Raw genomic sequence first — 17,264 nt, forward strand, 5'->3', positions numbered from 1 at the left:
GGACGCATCGAGTTCCCCGCCAGACTGGCGCCGGAACCGCCCCGAAGCCTACGGTCCGCCGTGTGCACCGGGAGAACAAGGAGAAACAGCATGGCCCTTCGTCACAAGTCCGCACAGAAACGTCACCGCCAGAGCCTCAAGCGCCGCATGATCAACCGCAGCCGCAAGAGCACCATCAAGACCTTCACCAAGCAGGCTGTGGCCGCCGCCACCACCGGTGAAAACCTTGCTGCTGCCCAGAGCAAGGCTGAAAGCCTGATCGACAAGGCCGCCAAGGGCAGCACGCTGCACAAGAACGCTGCCGCCCGTAAGAAGAGCCGTCTGGCCAAGGCGATCAACCGCGCCAAGGCCGCCCAGCAAAGCTGAGGCGAGCAGGACACAGAGAAGCGGAGAAGCCCCTATCAGGCTTCTCCGCTTCTCTGTGTCCTGTACCGGGGACACTCAGGGCGCCCGTCCGCCTCTGACCTCTTCGAGATCCAGAACGCCGCTGAATTTGTTCAGGTCCACCACCAGACGGTAGTCGCCGGCGGCGCCTGACCCTGTGATGTTCAGCGCCCACTTCCCTTTCTGGCACGACTGGCCAGCGACCTGACCGCCCTTGGGATCATAGAGCCGCACGATGGCCCCGCCACTGCGGACCTGACACGAGCCCTTCACGCCCACCGACTGATCGGCTTCCAGGGTCCGGAAAGCATAGGAATTCTGGCCGGTGGCATTCCACATGTAGGTGGGCGTCAGGGTGACATACCCGAAGCGCAGGCCAATGGTGAAATAGACGGCGGCTAGAGCGAGAATCAGAACAAGCACAAGAAGGCGCATTCACATCAGTGTACTGGAAGGCACAATCCGCTGCGAGTGGCAGCCTTCTTTGGTCGGGTGTGCCCGGGAGCCTTACACCAGGCGAGCCACTCCGTCCCTGATCTGGTGTGGCTCGAGATGACCAAAGGCCATGAGTACCGCCTGCGACCTTCCCGTAGCACCCGCAGGAGACATGGCGACCCCCCGCCCGGCAGCATGCGCCAGTACCTCGCCGGCAGTCACATCCTGTGGGAGGCAGACATACACATGAAGACCAGCGCGTGCGGGCGTGATCTGCCACGTGGGGAACGCTGAATCCAGAGCGTCAACCAGGACCGTATGTCGGTGGCGCAGCGTCTGGCGGGCCCTGCGCAGATGCCGCGAATAGGCGCCGGATGCCAGAATGTCTCCCAGGGCCAGCGCGTCCAGTACCCCCGGTACGCGGTCGGTCAGGGGGCGGGTGCCTGCCAGCACACGGGTGACAGCCTCCGGCGCCACCAGAAATCCACTCCGCGTCACCGGTGCCAGACTCTTGCTAAAGCTCCCCAGCAGCAGTACCCGGTCCGGCAGGAGCCCCTGCATCACAGTTGGCGGGCGTCCAGTGTGGTGCAGATCGGCAGCGTAATCATCTTCCAGAATGAACGCCCCCGTCTGCTCCGCCCAGTCTATGACCGCCCTTTGCCGGGAAAACGGCAGGGTCACGGTGGTGGGGTACTGACACCCGGGTGTGATGTAGAGCAGGGTGGCCTGCCCAGGCAGAGCGACGGGATCCAGGCCCTGGGCATCTACCGGTACGTCGACCACCTGGGCCCCGGTCGCGGCCAGCGCTGCCCAGGCTCCCGGGTAGGTCGGCGCCTCGATGGCTGAGCTCCGGCCGGGCTCCAGAAACACCCGGGCCAGCGCGTCCAGCGCCGACTGGGTACCGCCGGTCAGCATGATCATGTCGGGGGTCACCCGCGCACCCCGCTCAGCATTCAGGTACGCCGCCAGCGCGCGGCGCGTGTCCAGTGGGCCCAGGGGGTCGCGCAGCACCTGCGCGTCGGCACTGCCATGCCCCGCCCGGCGGGCCAGGGCCTGCGTCCAGGCAGCCTCCGGGTAGAGCTCAGGCACCGGTTGACCCACCCGGAAGTCCACCACATAGTCGCCTCCCACATCCTGTTCCTGACCAGCCAGGGCGCGGGTCGCCCAGGCACTCAGGGGCAGGGTGGGAGGATGCCGGACCGGGCTGACGGGCTGCAGGGCGGCACTCACCCGTGTTCCGCTGCGGCCCTGGGCCGTGACGTAGCCTTCCGCCTGCAGCTGATCCAGGGCATCGACCAGGGTGTTGCGCGACACCCCGAGTCCAGCTGCCAGCACACGGTGGCCCGGCAGACGGCTGCCTTCGGGCCAGTATCCCTGGGTCACCGCCTGACGCAGACTGCGGGCGACCCGAGCGTGAAGGGTTTCTCCGGTCTGTGCAGGCAGCAGTTCCGGGATATTCAGCGCTCGAACTCGCGCTCCAGCCATGCCGGGTCGCCACCCTCCTGCCTGAGCGCCTCCCCTGCCAGGCGCAGATACAGTGCTCGCGCTTCCTCGGCCTGCGCAGGGGTCAGCCCGTGCGACTCCGGATCAGCGAGCAGCTGCCGGATCAGCGGATACACCGGTACACCGGCATGAAGCTGGCCGTTGATGGTGACGTCCTCCGGCCAGCTCAGAAGATAGTCGAGCGCGAAGGGTCCCGGCTCCAGCACACAGCCACCTGGATACGGAATACGTCGTGGACCACGGAAGGTCACTGCGGGGGTCGCCATGCCAACAGAATGACGTACCGGGGCCACGGGCAGTGGGCAAGCGGGCACCAACGCCTGACCCTCAAGAAAAAGAACAGGCGGATTCCGGTCCCGGAGTCCGCCCGCCAAAGGTGGAAGTTCAGCCCACTGCCGGGGTGCCCATCGCGTCCAGGACAGTCCGCGTAAACGTCCGTGTATCTGCCCGTCCGCCCAGGTCACGGGTGGGGTGCTCGCGCAGGGCCAGGGCTACGGCCCGGTCCACGACATTCGCGGCGTCGCCCCGCTGCAGGCCATGGCGCAGCATCATGCCGACGCTCATGATGGCCGCGGCCGGGTTGGCGATTCCCTGGCCAGAAATATCAGGGGCACTGCCGTGGATCGGTTCGAAGAGTCCTGTTCCATCCCCCAGGGACGCACTGGGCATCAGACCCAGGCTGCCGGGAATGACAGCCGCGAGATCCGACAGAATGTCCCCAAACAGATTTTCCGTGACGATGACGTCGTAGCGGCCCGGATTGGCCACGATCAGCATGGCGACACTGTCCACGTATTCATGGTTGAGGTGAATGCTGCGGTACTCGCGGTCACGCAGGGCCTGGACGTCGCGGCGCCACAGCTCGGAAACCTCCAGCACGTTGGCCTTGTCCACACTGGTCACGCGCCCCTTGCGCTGCTCGGCCGCCCAGAAGGCCACCTTGGCCACGCGTTCCACCTCGGCGGTGGTGTAGCGCATGGTGTTGTAGGCAGTGTCGCCTTCAATCTTGCGGTCCCCGTCGAAGTAAATGCCCCCGAGCAGTTCACGCACGATCAGGATGTCCACGCCACGGGCCAGTTCGGGCTTGAGGGGACTCAGGTGTTCCAGCCCTGGCTGAACCCGGACCGGGCGCAGATTGGCATAACAGCCCAGCATCTTGCGTAGGGCCAGCAGACCGGACTCGGGACGCAGGTGACGGGGCAGAGTGTTCCAGGGGCTGTTGTGCGCGCCACCTACAGTGCCCAGCAGCGCTGCGTCGGCATCCTCCAGGGCATCACGGGTCCGCTGCGGCAGGGGATCGCCATATGTGTCGTAGGCGCCTCCGCCAATGGCGTGCTCCTCGATGGTGACGTCCGGCGCCACCTCGCGCAGAACTTCCACCGCAGCTGCAGTTACTTCCGGGCCGATTCCATCTCCGGGCAGCGTCACGATCTTAGGCATGGGCATTCTCCTTTCTGGGCTGAGTGGAGGGTGCAGAACCAGCGTCCGCCGGTGCCTGGGCGCGCATGTACTCCAGCCAGCCGCCGGCTTTCTGCACGTCCAGGGCGAACTGCGGCACCGGAACGAAGGTCAGGGTCTGGCCACTGCGCAGGTTGGTGATGGTACCGCCCTTCAGGTCCAGGTTGGCCTCGTCGCCGTCCTGGAAGGCCTCCACGATGCCCTCGCATTCCAGAGCCAGGAAACCGTTGTTGATGGAGTTGCGGTAGTAGATTCTGGCAAAGTTGGGGGCAATCACGGCGCCCACCCCCGCGCCGCGCAGGGCCCACACGGCATGCTCCCGGCTGGAGCCGCAACCGAAGTCTGCCCCTGCCACGATGATGTCGCCCGGCTGGACCCGCTTGGCGAAGTCGCGGTCGTAGTCCTCCATGGCGTAGGGGGCCAGTTCGGCCTCGATGTCCGAGGTCAGGTGACGGGCAGGAATGATCTCGTCGGTATTGATGTGATCGCGGGCAAACACGTGCACTCTGGGCATAGGGCTCCTTGGGGCTTAGTTGGCGGCGTTTCCGGCTGCGAAGGGCCGGAGTTCTTCGGGGATTTCCTCGTCGTACAGGTCGCGCCACTGGGTGCCGTCGAAGGTGATTTCCGATTCCATGAAGGTCTGGGCCAGCGGGTCCGGGTCGCTGAGGGCATCAAGGGGAATGTCGAGGCGCACCGCCAGCGGCACGGGTAGGGCAGCATCCTCAGGGATGGTGAGCTCGTGGTCGAAGGTGGAGCGCAGCAGCTCACTGGTCCAGGCGGCCCAGGAATCCTGGTTTCCCGCTCCGGTGGATTCACGCAGGTCGGTGCGCAGGTGCTCGGCGTGCTCGTCGGGAATGGCCCCATCTTCCCATTCCACATGGCCGTCGGCATGCACCGTAACCGAGGCGGTTTCCACATCGAAGAACTGGGCCAGCTCAGGATGAAGTTCATCTTCCTGCCCCTCCCCGTCCGGATCGCCGTAAGGATGCCACAGCTCTCCGTCCAGCGAGTAGGTCGACTTTTCGGTGTTGGGATGGAACTCAACATTGCCGTGTGTGGCAAAGGCCAGGCTGAGCGGTGAGTGCAGCGGCGCCGGCCGCCGCAGATCCAGCACGAGCCGGCGCGCGACAGGCACCGGGCCATCTTCGTCCTGCTCAAGCAGGTCATGGTGTGTACTTGACCACAGCTCCGGCGTGTCGCCGTGCCATTCGCGTGCCACTCCTTCCAGCGCCTCCAGCAGGTCATCCGGTGGTTCCGGTGTGACGTCGATCCGCCCCTCCGCCCACTGCTCGACCAGAAACGTGGCCACGAGTTCTCCCTGCAGGTTCAGGGCCGGGTGCTGCAACAGATATTCCAGGGCGCGGCGCGGGTCGGTATGGGCCGGAAAGCTGTCCCAGCGCTGGCCATCGAAAGAATGCCGCTGCTCGCGCAGGCGGACGCTGCCCCCTTCGACCGGGAAGGACATGCCGGTGCCTTCGGTCGCCGCCTTCCCCAGCACCAGATCGCCGCTGAAGCGCCGCAGCGGCGGCACGGGAATGGCCTGTACATCCTCGGCGGTCTCCAGGAACCGGTCGGGACGGCCGGCCATCACGTAGGACGTGCGGTACTCGCTGTCCCAGGCCGCGCCGTAAGGCTGTGAGACCTTGAGAGCGCCCTCGATCAGGTCGCGCAACGCGGCGTCCTGTGGCACGCGGGTAAAGGTGACGGCTCCGTCGGCGTCCATGTGCGCCTCGAAAGCGTGCACCTCGGGCATCAGGCCCAGTTGTTTGCGGCGTTTGGCTTCACCCATAAGCGTCAGTATCCCAGAGTCGGCATGAGGCGCGGGTCAGTCGGCCGCCTCGCCGTTGTATTCGCGCGGATCGCTGATAAAGCCAGAAACCGCGCTCGCCGCCACCGTGGCCGGACTGGCGAGGTAAATCTGCGCCGAGGGGTCTCCCATGCGGCCTACAAAGTTGCGGTTGGAACTGGAAATGCATACGTCGTCCGGTCCCAGGACGCCACTGTGCATGCCCAGGCAGGCGCCGCAGCTGGGGTAGCTCACACTGGCCCCGGCATCCACGAAAATTTCCATCAACCCTTCCTGGGCGGCCTGCTTCCAGATCGCCTGGGTGGCCGGCACGACGATCATCTGTACGCCGTCGGCCACCTTACGGCCCTTGAGAATCCGGGCAACTTCACGCAGATCACCAATACGGCCGTTGGTGCAACTGCCCACGTAGGCATGGGTCACCGCGATCCGGTCACTGCCGGCCACCCGACCGTTGCTGGGAATGTGCGGGTAGGCCACGGTGGGCTCAACCACCGAAGCATCGATGTTGATGACCACCTTGTATTCCGCGTCAGGGTCACTGGCGTATTCGGTGTACTCGCCGGGCTGGACGCCTCGCTGCTGCAGATAGGAACGGGTCGTGTCGTCCACAGCCACGATGCCGGTCTTCCCGCCGGCCTCGATGGCCATATTGGTCAGGGTGAAGCGCCCTTCCATATCCAGCCGGTCGATGTACTCCCCGACCCACTCCATGACGAGGTAATTCGCGCCGTCCGCGCCAATTCGCTTGATGACTTCCAGAACGATGTCCTTGGGGGTTACGCCCGGCTGTGTCTGACCTGTAACACGAATCAGCATGGTCTCGGGCACCTTGAACCAGACCTTGCCGGCGTAGATGGCGCCGGCCAGGTCCGTGCTGCCGACTCCGGTGGCAAACATGCCCAGGGCACCCGCGTTACAGGTGTGGCTGTCACCGCTGACCAGGGTCTGCCCGGGGCGCACCAGCCCGGTGTTCTCCAGCACCACATGTGCAATCCCGCCGCGTCCCACGTCATAGAAGTGCTTGATGCCCTTCTCCTGAACCCAGGACTTGAGCTTCTGGTACATCTTGGCGGCCTTGATGTTCATGGCGGGCACGCTGTGGTCCGGCACCGCCATGATCTGGTCCGGGTTGAACACCTGATCCATGCCCCGCTCCTCGAGCATTCGGAGCGCAGCCGGCGTGGTGATCTCGTGGCACAGCACCCAGTCCGTGGCACATTCGATCAGCTGTCCGGGGACTACCTGATCGTGCCCGCTGTGAGCCGCCAGGATTTTTTCCGCAATTGTCATTCCCATACTGGTGCACTTCCTTTCCGTGGAGAGCGGGGCGTTCAAGAACGTGCCCCCGAAACCACTGGGCTTCGGGGGCACGTGCAGAACGCGGGGTCAGCGCTCAACGCCCCCAGCGAAGAAGAAGGCCCTCCTGGGCTTTCCTTTCTGGCAACGGCGCGTTGAACATGACGGCAGTGTAGGTTGCAGAAAACTGGTCAGGGCAGGGACGTGTAGACGGGTGGGCCAGGATGCAATATCCCCAATGGCGCCAGCAAATCTGCTGGAAGTGTCCGTCGTTTAACATTAGAATCCTGAATGTTTATGAAGATGCTCCCTTTATCGGCTGCGACGCTTGGCCTGACCGTTCTTCTTACTGCTTGCCCCGGCCCCACCCCGACACCCGAGGTGACTCACTCGCTAACGGTTGCACTTTCGGGGGCAAGTGGCGCTCCAGTTAAAGTGACCAACACATCTACGGGCCTTCTGCTCTTTAATGACATGCTCTCTGGCAGCAAGACGTTTACGGGGCTGAAAGCCGGCAGTGTGCTTAGCGTTGAAGGAGGAGCAGTCAATAACTTTACGGCTCCTTCTGCTCAAAACGTCACACTGGATGCGGACAAAACGGTCACGCTGACCTATCAACCATTGGTGGGAAGCGCACTTAGCCAGTCCATGATAACCGGGCAGGTCACCGGCACCGATCTGGAAATGAGCAATGCTTACGTAGGCAGTGCAAAGAGTACCTTTTTCGGCAAGATTCCCTTGACACGCAATTCAATGAACTACGACCTCAGCGCCCTTGTCCCAGGGACGGAGGATCTCGTCGGAAACAGGTTCGGTCAGAACTGCACCGGCACAAACAGCGACGCTTCCGCACGTACGCTGTATAACTCCAGACTGGCTGTTTATGGCGTTCAGGATGACCTCTTGGGCACGGTTGTGGAGAAGATTGTTGGGGGACAGGACGCCACCAGAACGAACCCGATTATCGTTCGTCTCTACTCGGACAGGGCTTTTACCTTCACCGGAACCTGCACGTATCCGGCTCAGAACGGCACCTCGATCACTGAGGCTATAAACATCTCTGTTTCAAAGGGATGGAATGCCCTGGTGTCCTCCACCACTGGGACTGCGCTGGATCTTCGCAATGTCAGCACCGACAACCGCGTTCAGCTGGTCTTCGAGAGTGCAACTCCAAGTGTAACCGTGCTGCTTAATCCCAAGACGGTGCAGCTTACGACGGACAGCCCCGTTACGGTTGACGCAGAAGTTGTACAGGTTGGCGGCTACACCGGCACCATTCATCTCTCCACAAATATTCCAGGGCTTACGGTCGAGCCTGCAGTTCTTACCTTGCCAGCGCTCCCTAAGCTCAGCGCACAGTCAACTTCGAACGAGCCCCACCAGGAGCGGGTCCATCAACTTGGCCTGAAGCCTCAACTGGTAGCGACCAAGCTGACGTTTCAGTACAGCGGTACGGACAACCGCACTTCCTCTTTCCAGCTGATCGTCAAGGACGCCGCGGGTAAACAGGTGGGGGCCGGAAACGGCAGTTTGGTCGTCGCTCGCCCGAGCTTCACGCTTTCCACTTCGGGCTACAATCTGCAGCTTCCCCGCAACAGCTCCCTGAAAGTTCCGGTGACGCTGAGTGCCACACAGAACTTCACAGGTGACGTCACGGTAAGCGCAACTGACCTTCCGGCTGGCGTGACTGTAACGCCCATCACCTTGAAGCTCAACGGCTCCGCCTACGGCGAGGTCACCCTGACGAGCGACTCGTCCGTAGCACCCGGCACCTACCCGATCACCCTGACGGCCAATGGCGGGGGCAAAAGCTCGTCGGCCAAGGTTAATCTGGTCGTGCCCAAGCCAAGTGTCAACGTCAGCGTAGGGACCTATTCTGCCTATGTTTCTCGTGAGGGAGAGGCAAGTATTTCAGTCAACGTTTCCAGCGTGAACGGCTTTGATGGAACGACCACCCTTACTCTTGCCGACCTTCCCACTGGCGTTACGGCAACTCCTGTAACCGCGCAGGTCAGTCCCACCACCAGCACGACCGTCAAAATTCCAGTGACAGCTGCCGCAGCTGCGGTGCTCGGGACTTACACAGTTAAGGTCTCAACCCCCGACCTGTCGTCGACCAGCCACAACGCCTCGTTCCAGCTGAGTGTCATGCCCAAACGCGTCCTGGTGGGAAGCTCTGCGTCCAGCCTGACGCCGTCCGGGACTGGCGTGTGGCTGGTTACAGGAAGTGCGTACAATTCAACCACGTACAAGACCGACACCACTGTGAGCCGTTATGTCTCCGGCAAGCAGTCCGCGAGCGTTACCCTGGCGGACATGTCCTCGCCTCGTCTGCTGCCAAAAGCGGACGGTAGCGTGCTGGCCATGGGTTATTACAGTGGGACCAGTGCGTTCACCGTCAGTACCACTGGGACGGCCACTGCCACCACGCACCCATTCTCGAGCAACGACACGATTGCTGGTGTCCCTGATACAAAAGGTCGCATCTGGTTCATCCAGCGGGCCTCCACTGGAGTGGGTGGCATGACCACCGGGCTTGCCCACTGGGACCCGGCCACTGGCACCGTTGTTCAGGTGGACTCGGCCACCAACTATGGGTATTCCCAGAGTGGGCAGTTTGTCGTCAGCCCTGATGGGACAACCCTGCTCTTCGTTCCCTCCTACTCGGGGAGCACGAACAAAGTTGTCAAGATCAATGCTGCAGCCGGGACAATCTCCACAATCGACCTGATCAGCTCCTACAGCTTTGCCATCGACAAGGCGGGGACCATCTGGATGACGGACTACAATCAGCTGAAGCGGCTCAATGCTGACGGCAGCATCACGACATTCACCAACCTTTCCCTTGACGGCGGCCCTCAACTTATCGGGTTCGACAGGAGTGCTTCACATATCCTCTGGGGCCGAAGCTACAGCGGGGTTGTCAAAATCGACACCACGGCCCTCTCAGCAACCAAGATCATGCTTACCGGTAATATCTCGGGAGCCGTCGCCATGGACAATGGCGGCATCAGCGTAATGACTTCCGAGTACACGGGCCAAAGCAGTTACTACCTCTCTACTCTGGAATAATCTTCCGCCAGCTAAAGCGCATTGGGGGTCACAACACCCCCGATGCGCTTTATTTATTTCCTGTCACTCCATTTTGATATCGAACACTGGCACAGGTGTTTTGTCACCAGCTTCGTCGGTGGAAAGCTGTGGGACAGGGTCTTGGACTGCCAAAGATGACATGGATACGGTGGAACCAGCATCAGCCTGAGGCATCTTCGGCGGAACAATAGGTGTGCTTTCGTCAATGGGCTGGTACGGCTGTCCAGGCTTCACCCATTTTGTGCTCAGGGTCGCCGGGGACTGTGGGACTCCCCCTGACGCAGGTGATGGAGCCGCTGAAACTGCAGCCTGCTGCGCAGCACGCAGAATGGCATTGACTTCAGCCGTACTGAGCAGGCCCTTATGTTCCAGGGTGCTGAGAATTCCCAGCGCCAGCCTCCGGAGGTATTCGGCTTCCTGAAGGGGGTCGCGGTCGTGCGGACGGGTCATGGCATCAGGGTAGCGCTCCAACCCTGAGAAGAGAGCAGGGCAGGACACCTGCCCGTGGCGCGGAGGCTGACTTGAGCGTATGCTGCCCGTTCGGGTAACACGTCTGAACAGGGTTGGTGCACGGCGGCCAGACCATCATGGGTGTTATTCTTAAGAAGTCTGAAAAGGTGGCGTGAACACTCACCCACACGGTAACGCGCCGGTCATCCCTCGTGGGGCGGCGTGACGGGCATGAGACGTTCAGGAGGACTTTGGAATGTACCGAGGAAGAGAGGGGCAGTGGGCGTTCCTGCTTCACCGCCTGTCGGGGCTGGCGATTCTGGCTTACTTGCTGCTGCACGTGTTCAGCATCGGTTCGCACATTTTCGGCGAGCGTTTTTATATGGCAATCCACGAGACGTATGATCTGCCGGTCTTCCGCGTGGGTCTGATCTTTATTGTGGCGGGCGTGGTGTACCACGCTTTCAACGGCCTGCGCATCATCGTCATGGACTTTACCGGTGCGGGCGTCGCCTACCAGCGCCAGATGTTCTATGTGGTTCTGGCCATCACCGTGCTGGCCACGGCGTACTCGGCCTACCGCCTGTACCCCCGCCTGATGGGAGGCTACTGATGATCCGCGCGCGGACCTTCACGGACGCCCGTCAGCAGTCACACAGCAATGCTGAGCTGAACTGGTGGATCTTCATGCGGGTCAGCGGGCTGATCCTGGTGTTCCTGGTGCTGGGGCATATCTACATGACCTTTATCCAGGTCAGCGAATCGGACGCCACCTTCGACGCGGTGGTGGCCAAGCTCAGCAACCCTGCCTGGAAGTTCTACGACTGGATGATTCTGTTTCTGTCCCTGCTGCACGGTGCAAACGGCGCACGGTACTCGATTGAGGACTACATCCGTTCGCGTCCGAACCGTGCGTGGGTCAAGACCATTTTCTACACGGTCATCGCGGTGGTGTTCGCATTCGGCACGATCGGCCTGATCTCCATTTGACGCGTGGCGTTTTTCCTAAAGGACTTTAAATATGCATCATCGTTATGACGTTCTGGTGGTCGGGGCAGGCGGCGCCGGCCTGATGGCCGCCCTGTACGCCGCCAAGGGCAACGTGTCCGTGGCGTGCATCAGCAAGCTCTACCCCACCCGCTCGCATACCGGCGCCGCCCAGGGTGGCATCGGGGCAGCGCTCGGCAACGTGGCCGAGGATCACTGGGAATGGCACATGTTCGACACGGTCAAGGGCGGCGACTACCTGACCGACCAGGACGCCGCCGAGGTGTTCGCCAAGGACATCATCGACGCCGTGTACGAGCTCGAGCACATGGGGCTGCCGTTCTCCCGCACTCCAGAGGGCAAGATCGCGCAGCGCAAGTTCGGTGGCCACACCCGTGATTTCGGCAAGGCCGCCGTGGAGCGCAGCTGCTACGCAAAAGACCGCACCGGGCACATGATCCTGCAGACGCTGTACCAACAGAACGTCAAGTCCGGGACCACCTTCTACAACGAGTATCACGTCACCGATCTGCTGATCGAGAACGGACGCTGCCGCGGCGTCGTGGCCTACGATCTGGCCAGTGGCGAGCTGCACACCTTCCACGCCAAGGCCGTGATTCTGGCGGCGGGGGGGTACGGCAAGGTCTTCAAGATCACGTCCAACGCCCTGACCCTGACCGGCGACCTGATGAGCATCTATTACCGCAAGGGTCTGCCGCTCGAAGACATGGAGTTCTACCAGTTCCACCCGACCGGACTGGCCAAGCTGGGCATTCTGGTCACCGAAGGGATTCGCGGTGAGGGTGGGATCCTGCGCAACGCCAACGGAGAGCGCTTCATGGAGCGCTACGCCCCGACCATCAAGGACCTCGCGCCGCGTGACATCGTGTCGCGCAGCATCGTGACCGAGATCCGCGAGGGCCGTGGCGTGGGCCTGGACAAGGACGCCGTACATATCGACCTGACTCACCTGCCGCGCGAGGTCATCGAAGGGAAGCTGGCCGAGATCACGGACCTGGCGCGCACCTACCTGGGCCAGGACCCGGTCAAGGACCTGGTGGCCATTCAGCCCACGGCGCACTACGCCATGGGTGGAATCCCCACCGACCTCAACGGGCTGTGCCTGAGCGACGGTCTGGGGGGCACCGTAGAAGGACTGTACGCGGCCGGTGAACAGGCCTGTGTATCGCTGCACGGCGCCAACCGTCTGGGCACCAACAGCCTGGGCGACCTGATCGTGTTCGGCCGCCGCGCCGGCACCTACGCCGCGCAGTATGCCCGGCAGGTGGAATTTGCCGATCTGCCGGACAACCCGCTGCGCGAAAGCGAGGAGATGTTCGACACCTTGCGCGCTTCCAAGGGCAGTGACAATGCCGCCACCATCCGCAAGGAGCTGCAGGAGTCGATGATGAACAATGTCGGCATCTTCCGCAACGGCCCGGATATGGAGCGTCAGGTGGGCATCATTCAGGAGCTCAAGGCGCGCTACCGCAACGTTGGCGTTTCTGACCCGAGCCGCCGCTATAACAGTGAGCTGATCGAGGCTATGGAACTCAGCTTCATGCTTGACTGTGCTGAGGCCATGACCAGCAGTGCGCTCAACCGCACGGAGTCACGTGGCGCACACGACCGCGAGGACTACCGTGAGCGTGATGATTCCAACTGGCTCAAGCACACCATGGCCTACAAGGACCTGAACAACGACGGCAATGTCGTGATCGGGTACAAGGATGTGGCCCTCAAGGGCTTCACGCGTGCCTTTGAGCCCAAACCCCGCGTGTACTGAGAAAGATCAGTCGTCATCAGGTCTTTCCCGAAAGGACGCTTCATGACCCAGACCCATGCAAACAGCGCCGCCGCACCCGCCACGACGGTGGAGATGGTGAATCTGAACGTCAAGATTCTGCGCTTCAACCCCGAAACCGACAAGAAAGCCCACTGGGATACCTATCAGGTGCAGGCCCAGCCCAGCGACCGCGTATTGGACGTGCTGAATAACATCAAGTGGTACCACGAGCCCAGCCTGATCTTCCGCCGTTCATGCGGGCACGGGATCTGCGGCTCGGACGCTATGCTCATCAGCGGCCGAAACCGGCTGGCCTGCAAGACGCTGGTGCGTGACGTGGCCAAGGACGGCGGCACCATCACCGTGGAGCCGATCCGTGGCCTGAAGGTCGAGCGCGACCTGCTGGTCGACATGGAGCCGTTCTTCGACTCCTACAAGGCCATCATGCCGTACTTCATCAACGAGTCGCCGGCCCCGGCCGGGGAACGTTACCAGAGCGAACTGGACGCAGAACGCATGGAGCACTCCAGCAACTGCATTCTGTGCGCGTGCTGCACGACCAGCTGCCCCATCTTCTGGGTCAACGGTGCTTACCTGGGCCCAGCTGCGATCGTTCAGGCGCACCGCTTCATTTTCGACAGCCGCGACGAGGCCACCCATCAGCGACTGAACATCATGAACCAGAACACCGGTGTGTGGCGCTGCCGCACGGCCTACAACTGCACGGAAGCCTGCCCCCGTGACATTCCGATCACCACACTGATCGAGGAAGTCAAACGGGCCATCATGTTCCAGCAGTCCTGAGTTCTTCCGAACTTTAGTTTCCGTGTCCCCGGTTGCCCCGCGCAGCTGGGGATCTGCTATTCGAGGATGATCCGCGTTGGATATGGATGGTGCCGAAGCCCCACCAACCCAGCGTGTTCGTATCCGGCACGGCGACCTGGATGAAGAGGTCCGGTTGCGAAGCCAGGCTCCAAGTCCACCTGCGTCCTTCAACCACCGCAGCCAGCAGCTGCAATTCACGCGTCTGTCTATGTGCGAGAACCAATGGACCTCGCACTTTTCAGACCCACGATTCTGTCAGAGACACACTTCTTCCCTATCCTGGTAGCCAGAAGCCAGACAGACCTATGAGCAAGGACAGCTCACGCGCGTGGTCTCGAGAATCATTTGGGCCATATCTGGCCTGTTTCGATCCAGGCCAGTGGGACCGGCTCCCTCTCTGCGGACCTGCCCCCTCCGGGAAGCGGTCAGACTACTTGTGCGATCCCCTGTCAAGCTGTTCGAATGTACCGACCATCTCCCCCTGTGTGGAAGACAAAACGTGGTCCCCACAAGTTCGCCGGACCATTTCTATGGCCGCATCGGAAGGCAGTCCGGCCTGCATGAGCAGGCGTGCAACCACCAACCCGGCATGCCCCTGCCCGAGGCGGCTCACCGCGACCACCTGCCGGCCATCGAGCAAGGCGTCCATCAGTTATCGAGATAGGCCACAAAGCTTTCCTGGTCTTCGGGCCAGCCCAGCCATGGGAGTGCGAAGGACACCACTCCCAACCCCGCCTTCCCCGCATGGTCTGCAAGGTCGGTGGTGTCCGGAGCGTCCTCATCAAGCAATAAAGCCACCAGGCCAGCGCCCTCCCGGGCCAGTGCCGCCCATTCCTGCGCTGTTTGTAGCCTGGTATCGGCGCACAGGCCCAGCTGTCCTGGCCATACTGCGGTGGGCAACCAGGCCACCAGACCTGAGTCGGTCCGGTGGGTCACGACTGCGCCTCACGGAGCCAGCGGGAAGCATCCATGGCGTGATAGGTGATGATCGCATCGGCACCTGCACGCCGCATGCTGGTCAGTGTTTCCAGCACGGTGCGCCGCTCGTCCATGAAGCCAAGCTGCGCCGCCGCTTTGACAAGAGCGTATTCGCCGCTGACGTTGTAGGCCACCACCGGCAGATCGAACTCGTCGCGCAGAAGTTTCAGGACATCCAGGTAAGCCAGGGCGGGCTTGACCATCAGGGTGTCAGCGCCCTGCTCGACATCCAGCCGGGCCTCACGGAGGGCTTCACGGTGCCCGCCGGCGGGGTCCATCTGGTAGGTACCGCGGTGACCCAAGCTGGGCGCGCTGCCGGCGGCGTCCCGGAACGGGCCGTAATAGGCGCTGGCATACTTCACGGCGTAGCTCATCACCGGAATATGAGTAAAGCCGGCCGCGTCCAGCGCAGAGCGGATCGCTGCCACCATGCCGTCCATCATGGCGCTGGGCGCAATGACATCGGCCCCGGCCTGCGCCTGTGACACCGCGGTGCGGGCCAGCAGTTCAAGGCTGGGATCGTTGTCCACGGTCCAGGCGTCGGCCCCGGTCTGGCCCGGAACCTCGCACAGGGGCCCGCAGTGCCCGTGGTCGGTGTACTCGCACAGGCAGGTATCAGCAATCACGGTTACCTGTGGCACCTGGGCCTTGATGGCCCGCGCCGCCTGCTGCACGACGCCTTCCTCGGCGTAGGCCTGGGTGCCCAGGGCATCCTTATGATCTGGAATACCGAACAGGATGACACTGGGGATCCCCAGCGACAGCGCCAGGCGGGCCTGTTCAACAGCCCCCTGGACGCTGTGCCGGCTCACCCCGGGCATGGTGGAAACAGGATGTTCGTCTTCGCGTTCGTGAACGAAGATCGGATGAATGAAATGCTCGGGACTGAGATGAACCTCGCGCGTCATGGCGCGCAGGGCAGGGGTTCGGCGCAGGCGGCGGGGACGGACTTGCATTCGCCTACGCTAGCGCCACGGGGGCGGGACGAATGCAACGCCGCCCCTCAGAGGGGCGGCTTCAGGCGCTGCCGAGCAGACGGCGCACCGCGAAGCGCACACGGCCCAGGTTGGCCACGTCGTCGAAAGCGGCCAGCAGGACCTGATCGCCGTGGGGGGTCAGCAGCACCGGTCCGCCTTCGACGTCCAGCATCAGCTCGGTCCAGGTGGACGCGCCGGTCGCACTGCGCAGGCTGGCGATCACGGCGCGCCCGGAGGCCACCAGCACGCCCAGCTGCGCCGCGTGATCTGCGCCGATGCCGGCACTGGTCAGAACGTGCCCCTCGGCGTCCATCAGGGCGGCGTGCCGGATGCCACGCACTTCCAGGAGCGGGCCGATCATACGCGCTCCGTCCGGGGCAGGTCACGCAGGTCCAGAGCCAGCCGGGCCAGGGCCTGCTGGATGGAACGGGTATCGCTGCCACGCAGCATGACCGCCCCCACGGTGTAGTCACCACTGGTCACGGCCACCACTTCAATGCGCTCGGTCGTGAAGCCGATGCGCGTGACGTCACCGGCACCCAGGCGGCGGCTGGTGCGGTCCAGGCTGGCGCGCAGGGAGGCGAGTTCGGCGGCCAGGACATCGGCGCCTTCACCGTAGGCATCGAGCGGCAGGCCGTCGGGGCTGATCAGCGCACTGGCTACCACGCCGGGCAGGTTCCTCAGGGCGTCTATTTTCACAGGAGGCTCTCCAGGTTGCGGGCAGCCGAACGGCCATACAGCCGCGCCTGACCCAGGTTGCTGCGGGCGTCGAGCGCCAGAAGCAGGAAAAACTGGGGGTTGATGGGGTGCAGGTATACGCTCAGGCGCTCGCCGCGCAGGTACAGCTCGCGGGTTTCACCGCCGTTGAGGGTCTGGGTGTAGGCCCCGGACGCCGAGCGCAACAGCCCGGCATGCTCGGCCACCAGCAGGTTGAGGTCATCGTTGGTGGAGGTGTGTCCTTCGACCAGCAGGCCGTCGAGTCCACCGATCGCGGCGGCCCAGGCGCCGTCCACATCGGCCACAAGTTGGGTAAGGTGTTGCAGCATCGCCAATCATGATATGTGCCTGAGACCGACCTATTTCTTACACATCGGGCGAGATTGTGCAGAAGTTTGCAAAGCACCCTGCCGCACCACCCTGACTGGGGAGCTTTACCCCCGTCGCAAGCGCTCGATTTGCTGTATCTGGCGGCAATTTCGGTTAGAATAAAGGGGTTGAGGCACGCCCCCGGAATTACGCCCATAACATAATATGTGGTACACTGGGGCCACTTCCCGGCCTG

17 protein-coding genes and 1 pseudogene are annotated in these 17,264 nt (G+C 62.8%); 6 read left to right on the top strand and 12 right to left on the bottom strand.

The annotated features are described in order from the left end of the window. The first annotated feature begins 90 nt into the window (after window positions 1–90). Window positions 91–366 (top strand): 30S ribosomal protein S20, encoded by a 276-nt coding sequence (rpsT, locus tag IEY49_RS06395; protein WP_189005635.1) that lies wholly within the window; start codon window positions 91–93, stop codon window positions 364–366. 75 nt (window positions 367–441) lie between these two features. On the opposite strand, the gene IEY49_RS06400 is transcribed toward rpsT, so the two are convergent. From IEY49_RS06400 to IEY49_RS06430, 7 genes are all read right to left on the bottom strand, one after another. Next, window positions 442–819 carry a hypothetical protein gene (locus tag IEY49_RS06400; protein ID WP_189005637.1) on the bottom strand — a complete coding sequence of 126 codons (378 nt, stop codon included), beginning with the start codon at window positions 817–819 and terminating at the stop codon, window positions 442–444. Window positions 820–891: 72 nt separating this feature from the next. Next, complete coding sequence (gene pdxR / locus IEY49_RS06405; RefSeq protein WP_189005640.1) at window positions 892–2,304, bottom strand: MocR-like pyridoxine biosynthesis transcription factor PdxR; 1,413 nt, start codon at window positions 2,302–2,304, stop codon at window positions 892–894. Beyond that, window positions 2,277–2,588 carry a hypothetical protein gene (locus IEY49_RS06410; protein WP_189005642.1) on the bottom strand — a complete coding sequence of 104 codons (312 nt, stop codon included), beginning with the start codon at window positions 2,586–2,588 and terminating at the stop codon, window positions 2,277–2,279. The genes pdxR and IEY49_RS06410 overlap by 28 nt, the downstream gene beginning before the upstream one ends. Before the next feature lie 118 nt (window positions 2,589–2,706). Then, window positions 2,707–3,762 carry a 3-isopropylmalate dehydrogenase gene (gene leuB / locus IEY49_RS06415; protein ID WP_189005644.1) on the bottom strand — a complete coding sequence of 352 codons (1,056 nt, stop codon included), beginning with the start codon at window positions 3,760–3,762 and terminating at the stop codon, window positions 2,707–2,709. Then, a complete protein-coding gene (locus IEY49_RS06420) occupies window positions 3,755–4,294 on the bottom strand; it encodes a 3-isopropylmalate dehydratase small subunit (RefSeq protein WP_189005646.1) in 540 nt (179 codons plus the stop codon). Before IEY49_RS06420 ends, leuB begins: the two co-directional genes overlap by 8 nt. A 15-nt stretch (window positions 4,295–4,309) precedes the next feature. After that, window positions 4,310–5,569 carry a hypothetical protein gene (locus tag IEY49_RS06425; RefSeq protein ID WP_189005648.1) on the bottom strand — a complete coding sequence of 420 codons (1,260 nt, stop codon included), beginning with the start codon at window positions 5,567–5,569 and terminating at the stop codon, window positions 4,310–4,312. Window positions 5,570–5,605: 36 nt separating this feature from the next. Continuing rightward, window positions 5,606–6,886 carry a homoaconitate hydratase family protein gene (locus IEY49_RS06430; protein ID WP_189005650.1) on the bottom strand — a complete coding sequence of 427 codons (1,281 nt, stop codon included), beginning with the start codon at window positions 6,884–6,886 and terminating at the stop codon, window positions 5,606–5,608. A gap of 291 nt (window positions 6,887–7,177) precedes the next feature. Here IEY49_RS06430 and IEY49_RS06435 point away from each other — a divergent pair, with 291 nt between their 5' ends. The 5 genes and pseudogenes from IEY49_RS06435 to IEY49_RS06455 all read left to right on the top strand — a co-directional run bounded on the left by IEY49_RS06435 (window position 7,178) and on the right by IEY49_RS06455 (window position 14,006). Beyond that, complete coding sequence (locus tag IEY49_RS06435; protein ID WP_189005652.1) at window positions 7,178–9,958, top strand: SMP-30/gluconolactonase/LRE family protein; 2,781 nt, start codon at window positions 7,178–7,180, stop codon at window positions 9,956–9,958. A 724-nt stretch (window positions 9,959–10,682) separates the two neighbouring features. Then, window positions 10,683–11,042, top strand: a pseudogene (sdhC, locus tag IEY49_RS06440) (succinate dehydrogenase, cytochrome b556 subunit); the annotation flags it as partial. Beyond that, the gene (locus tag IEY49_RS06445; RefSeq protein ID WP_189005656.1) at window positions 11,042–11,419 is read left to right on the top strand and encodes a succinate dehydrogenase hydrophobic membrane anchor subunit; all 378 of its coding nucleotides are present in this window, start codon (window positions 11,042–11,044) and stop codon (window positions 11,417–11,419) included. The pseudogene sdhC and the gene IEY49_RS06445, both read left to right, overlap by 1 nt. A 31-nt stretch (window positions 11,420–11,450) precedes the next feature. Beyond that, the gene (gene sdhA, locus IEY49_RS06450; protein WP_189005658.1) at window positions 11,451–13,202 is read left to right on the top strand and encodes a succinate dehydrogenase flavoprotein subunit; all 1,752 of its coding nucleotides are present in this window, start codon (window positions 11,451–11,453) and stop codon (window positions 13,200–13,202) included. Window positions 13,203–13,244: 42 nt separating this feature from the next. Next, a complete protein-coding gene (locus IEY49_RS06455; protein ID WP_189005660.1) occupies window positions 13,245–14,006 on the top strand; it encodes a succinate dehydrogenase iron-sulfur subunit in 762 nt (253 codons plus the stop codon). Window positions 14,007–14,675: 669 nt separating this feature from the next. On the opposite strand, the gene IEY49_RS06460 is transcribed toward IEY49_RS06455, so the two are convergent. From IEY49_RS06460 to IEY49_RS06480, 5 genes are all read right to left on the bottom strand, one after another. Next, window positions 14,676–14,963 (bottom strand): hypothetical protein, encoded by a 288-nt coding sequence (locus IEY49_RS06460; RefSeq protein ID WP_189005662.1) that lies wholly within the window; start codon window positions 14,961–14,963, stop codon window positions 14,676–14,678. Continuing rightward, a complete protein-coding gene (gene hemB, locus IEY49_RS06465) occupies window positions 14,960–15,961 on the bottom strand; it encodes a porphobilinogen synthase (RefSeq protein WP_189005664.1) in 1,002 nt (333 codons plus the stop codon). Before hemB ends, IEY49_RS06460 begins: the two co-directional genes overlap by 4 nt. A 61-nt stretch (window positions 15,962–16,022) precedes the next feature. After that, complete coding sequence (locus IEY49_RS06470) at window positions 16,023–16,343, bottom strand: roadblock/LC7 domain-containing protein (protein WP_189005666.1); 321 nt, start codon at window positions 16,341–16,343, stop codon at window positions 16,023–16,025. Next, the gene (locus tag IEY49_RS06475; RefSeq protein WP_189005668.1) at window positions 16,340–16,681 is read right to left on the bottom strand and encodes a roadblock/LC7 domain-containing protein; all 342 of its coding nucleotides are present in this window, start codon (window positions 16,679–16,681) and stop codon (window positions 16,340–16,342) included. Before IEY49_RS06475 ends, IEY49_RS06470 begins: the two co-directional genes overlap by 4 nt. After that, window positions 16,678–17,028: a roadblock/LC7 domain-containing protein gene (locus tag IEY49_RS06480; RefSeq protein WP_189005670.1), complete on the bottom strand. Its 351-nt coding sequence runs from the start codon at window positions 17,026–17,028 to the stop codon at window positions 16,678–16,680. Before IEY49_RS06480 ends, IEY49_RS06475 begins: the two co-directional genes overlap by 4 nt. Window positions 17,029–17,264 lie beyond the last annotated feature (236 nt).

Source organism: Deinococcus malanensis, from assembly GCF_014647655.1.
Classification (GTDB): Bacteria; Deinococcota; Deinococci; order Deinococcales; family Deinococcaceae; genus Deinococcus; species Deinococcus malanensis.

Coding starts and splice junctions, on each gene's coding strand:
- pdxR (WP_189005640.1), bottom strand. CDS start 2,304: ATGGCTGGAGCGCGAGTTCGAGCGCTGAATATCCCGGAACTGCTGCCT.
- IEY49_RS06420 (WP_189005646.1), bottom strand. CDS start 4,294: ATGCCCAGAGTGCACGTGTTTGCCCGCGATCACATCAATACCGACGAG.
- IEY49_RS06425 (WP_189005648.1), bottom strand. CDS start 5,569: ATGGGTGAAGCCAAACGCCGCAAACAACTGGGCCTGATGCCCGAGGTG.
- IEY49_RS06410 (WP_189005642.1), bottom strand. CDS start 2,588: ATGGCGACCCCCGCAGTGACCTTCCGTGGTCCACGACGTATTCCGTAT.
- sdhA (WP_189005658.1), top strand. CDS start 11,451: ATGCATCATCGTTATGACGTTCTGGTGGTCGGGGCAGGCGGCGCCGGC.
- IEY49_RS06455 (WP_189005660.1), top strand. CDS start 13,245: ATGACCCAGACCCATGCAAACAGCGCCGCCGCACCCGCCACGACGGTG.
- IEY49_RS06445 (WP_189005656.1), top strand. CDS start 11,042: ATGATCCGCGCGCGGACCTTCACGGACGCCCGTCAGCAGTCACACAGC.
- IEY49_RS06430 (WP_189005650.1), bottom strand. CDS start 6,886: ATGGGAATGACAATTGCGGAAAAAATCCTGGCGGCTCACAGCGGGCAC.
- leuB (WP_189005644.1), bottom strand. CDS start 3,762: ATGCCTAAGATCGTGACGCTGCCCGGAGATGGAATCGGCCCGGAAGTA.
- rpsT (WP_189005635.1), top strand. CDS start 91: ATGGCCCTTCGTCACAAGTCCGCACAGAAACGTCACCGCCAGAGCCTC.
- IEY49_RS06400 (WP_189005637.1), bottom strand. CDS start 819: ATGCGCCTTCTTGTGCTTGTTCTGATTCTCGCTCTAGCCGCCGTCTAT.
- IEY49_RS06470 (WP_189005666.1), bottom strand. CDS start 16,343: ATGATCGGCCCGCTCCTGGAAGTGCGTGGCATCCGGCACGCCGCCCTG.
- IEY49_RS06480 (WP_189005670.1), bottom strand. CDS start 17,028: ATGCTGCAACACCTTACCCAACTTGTGGCCGATGTGGACGGCGCCTGG.
- hemB (WP_189005664.1), bottom strand. CDS start 15,961: ATGCAAGTCCGTCCCCGCCGCCTGCGCCGAACCCCTGCCCTGCGCGCC.
- IEY49_RS06435 (WP_189005652.1), top strand. CDS start 7,178: ATGTTTATGAAGATGCTCCCTTTATCGGCTGCGACGCTTGGCCTGACC.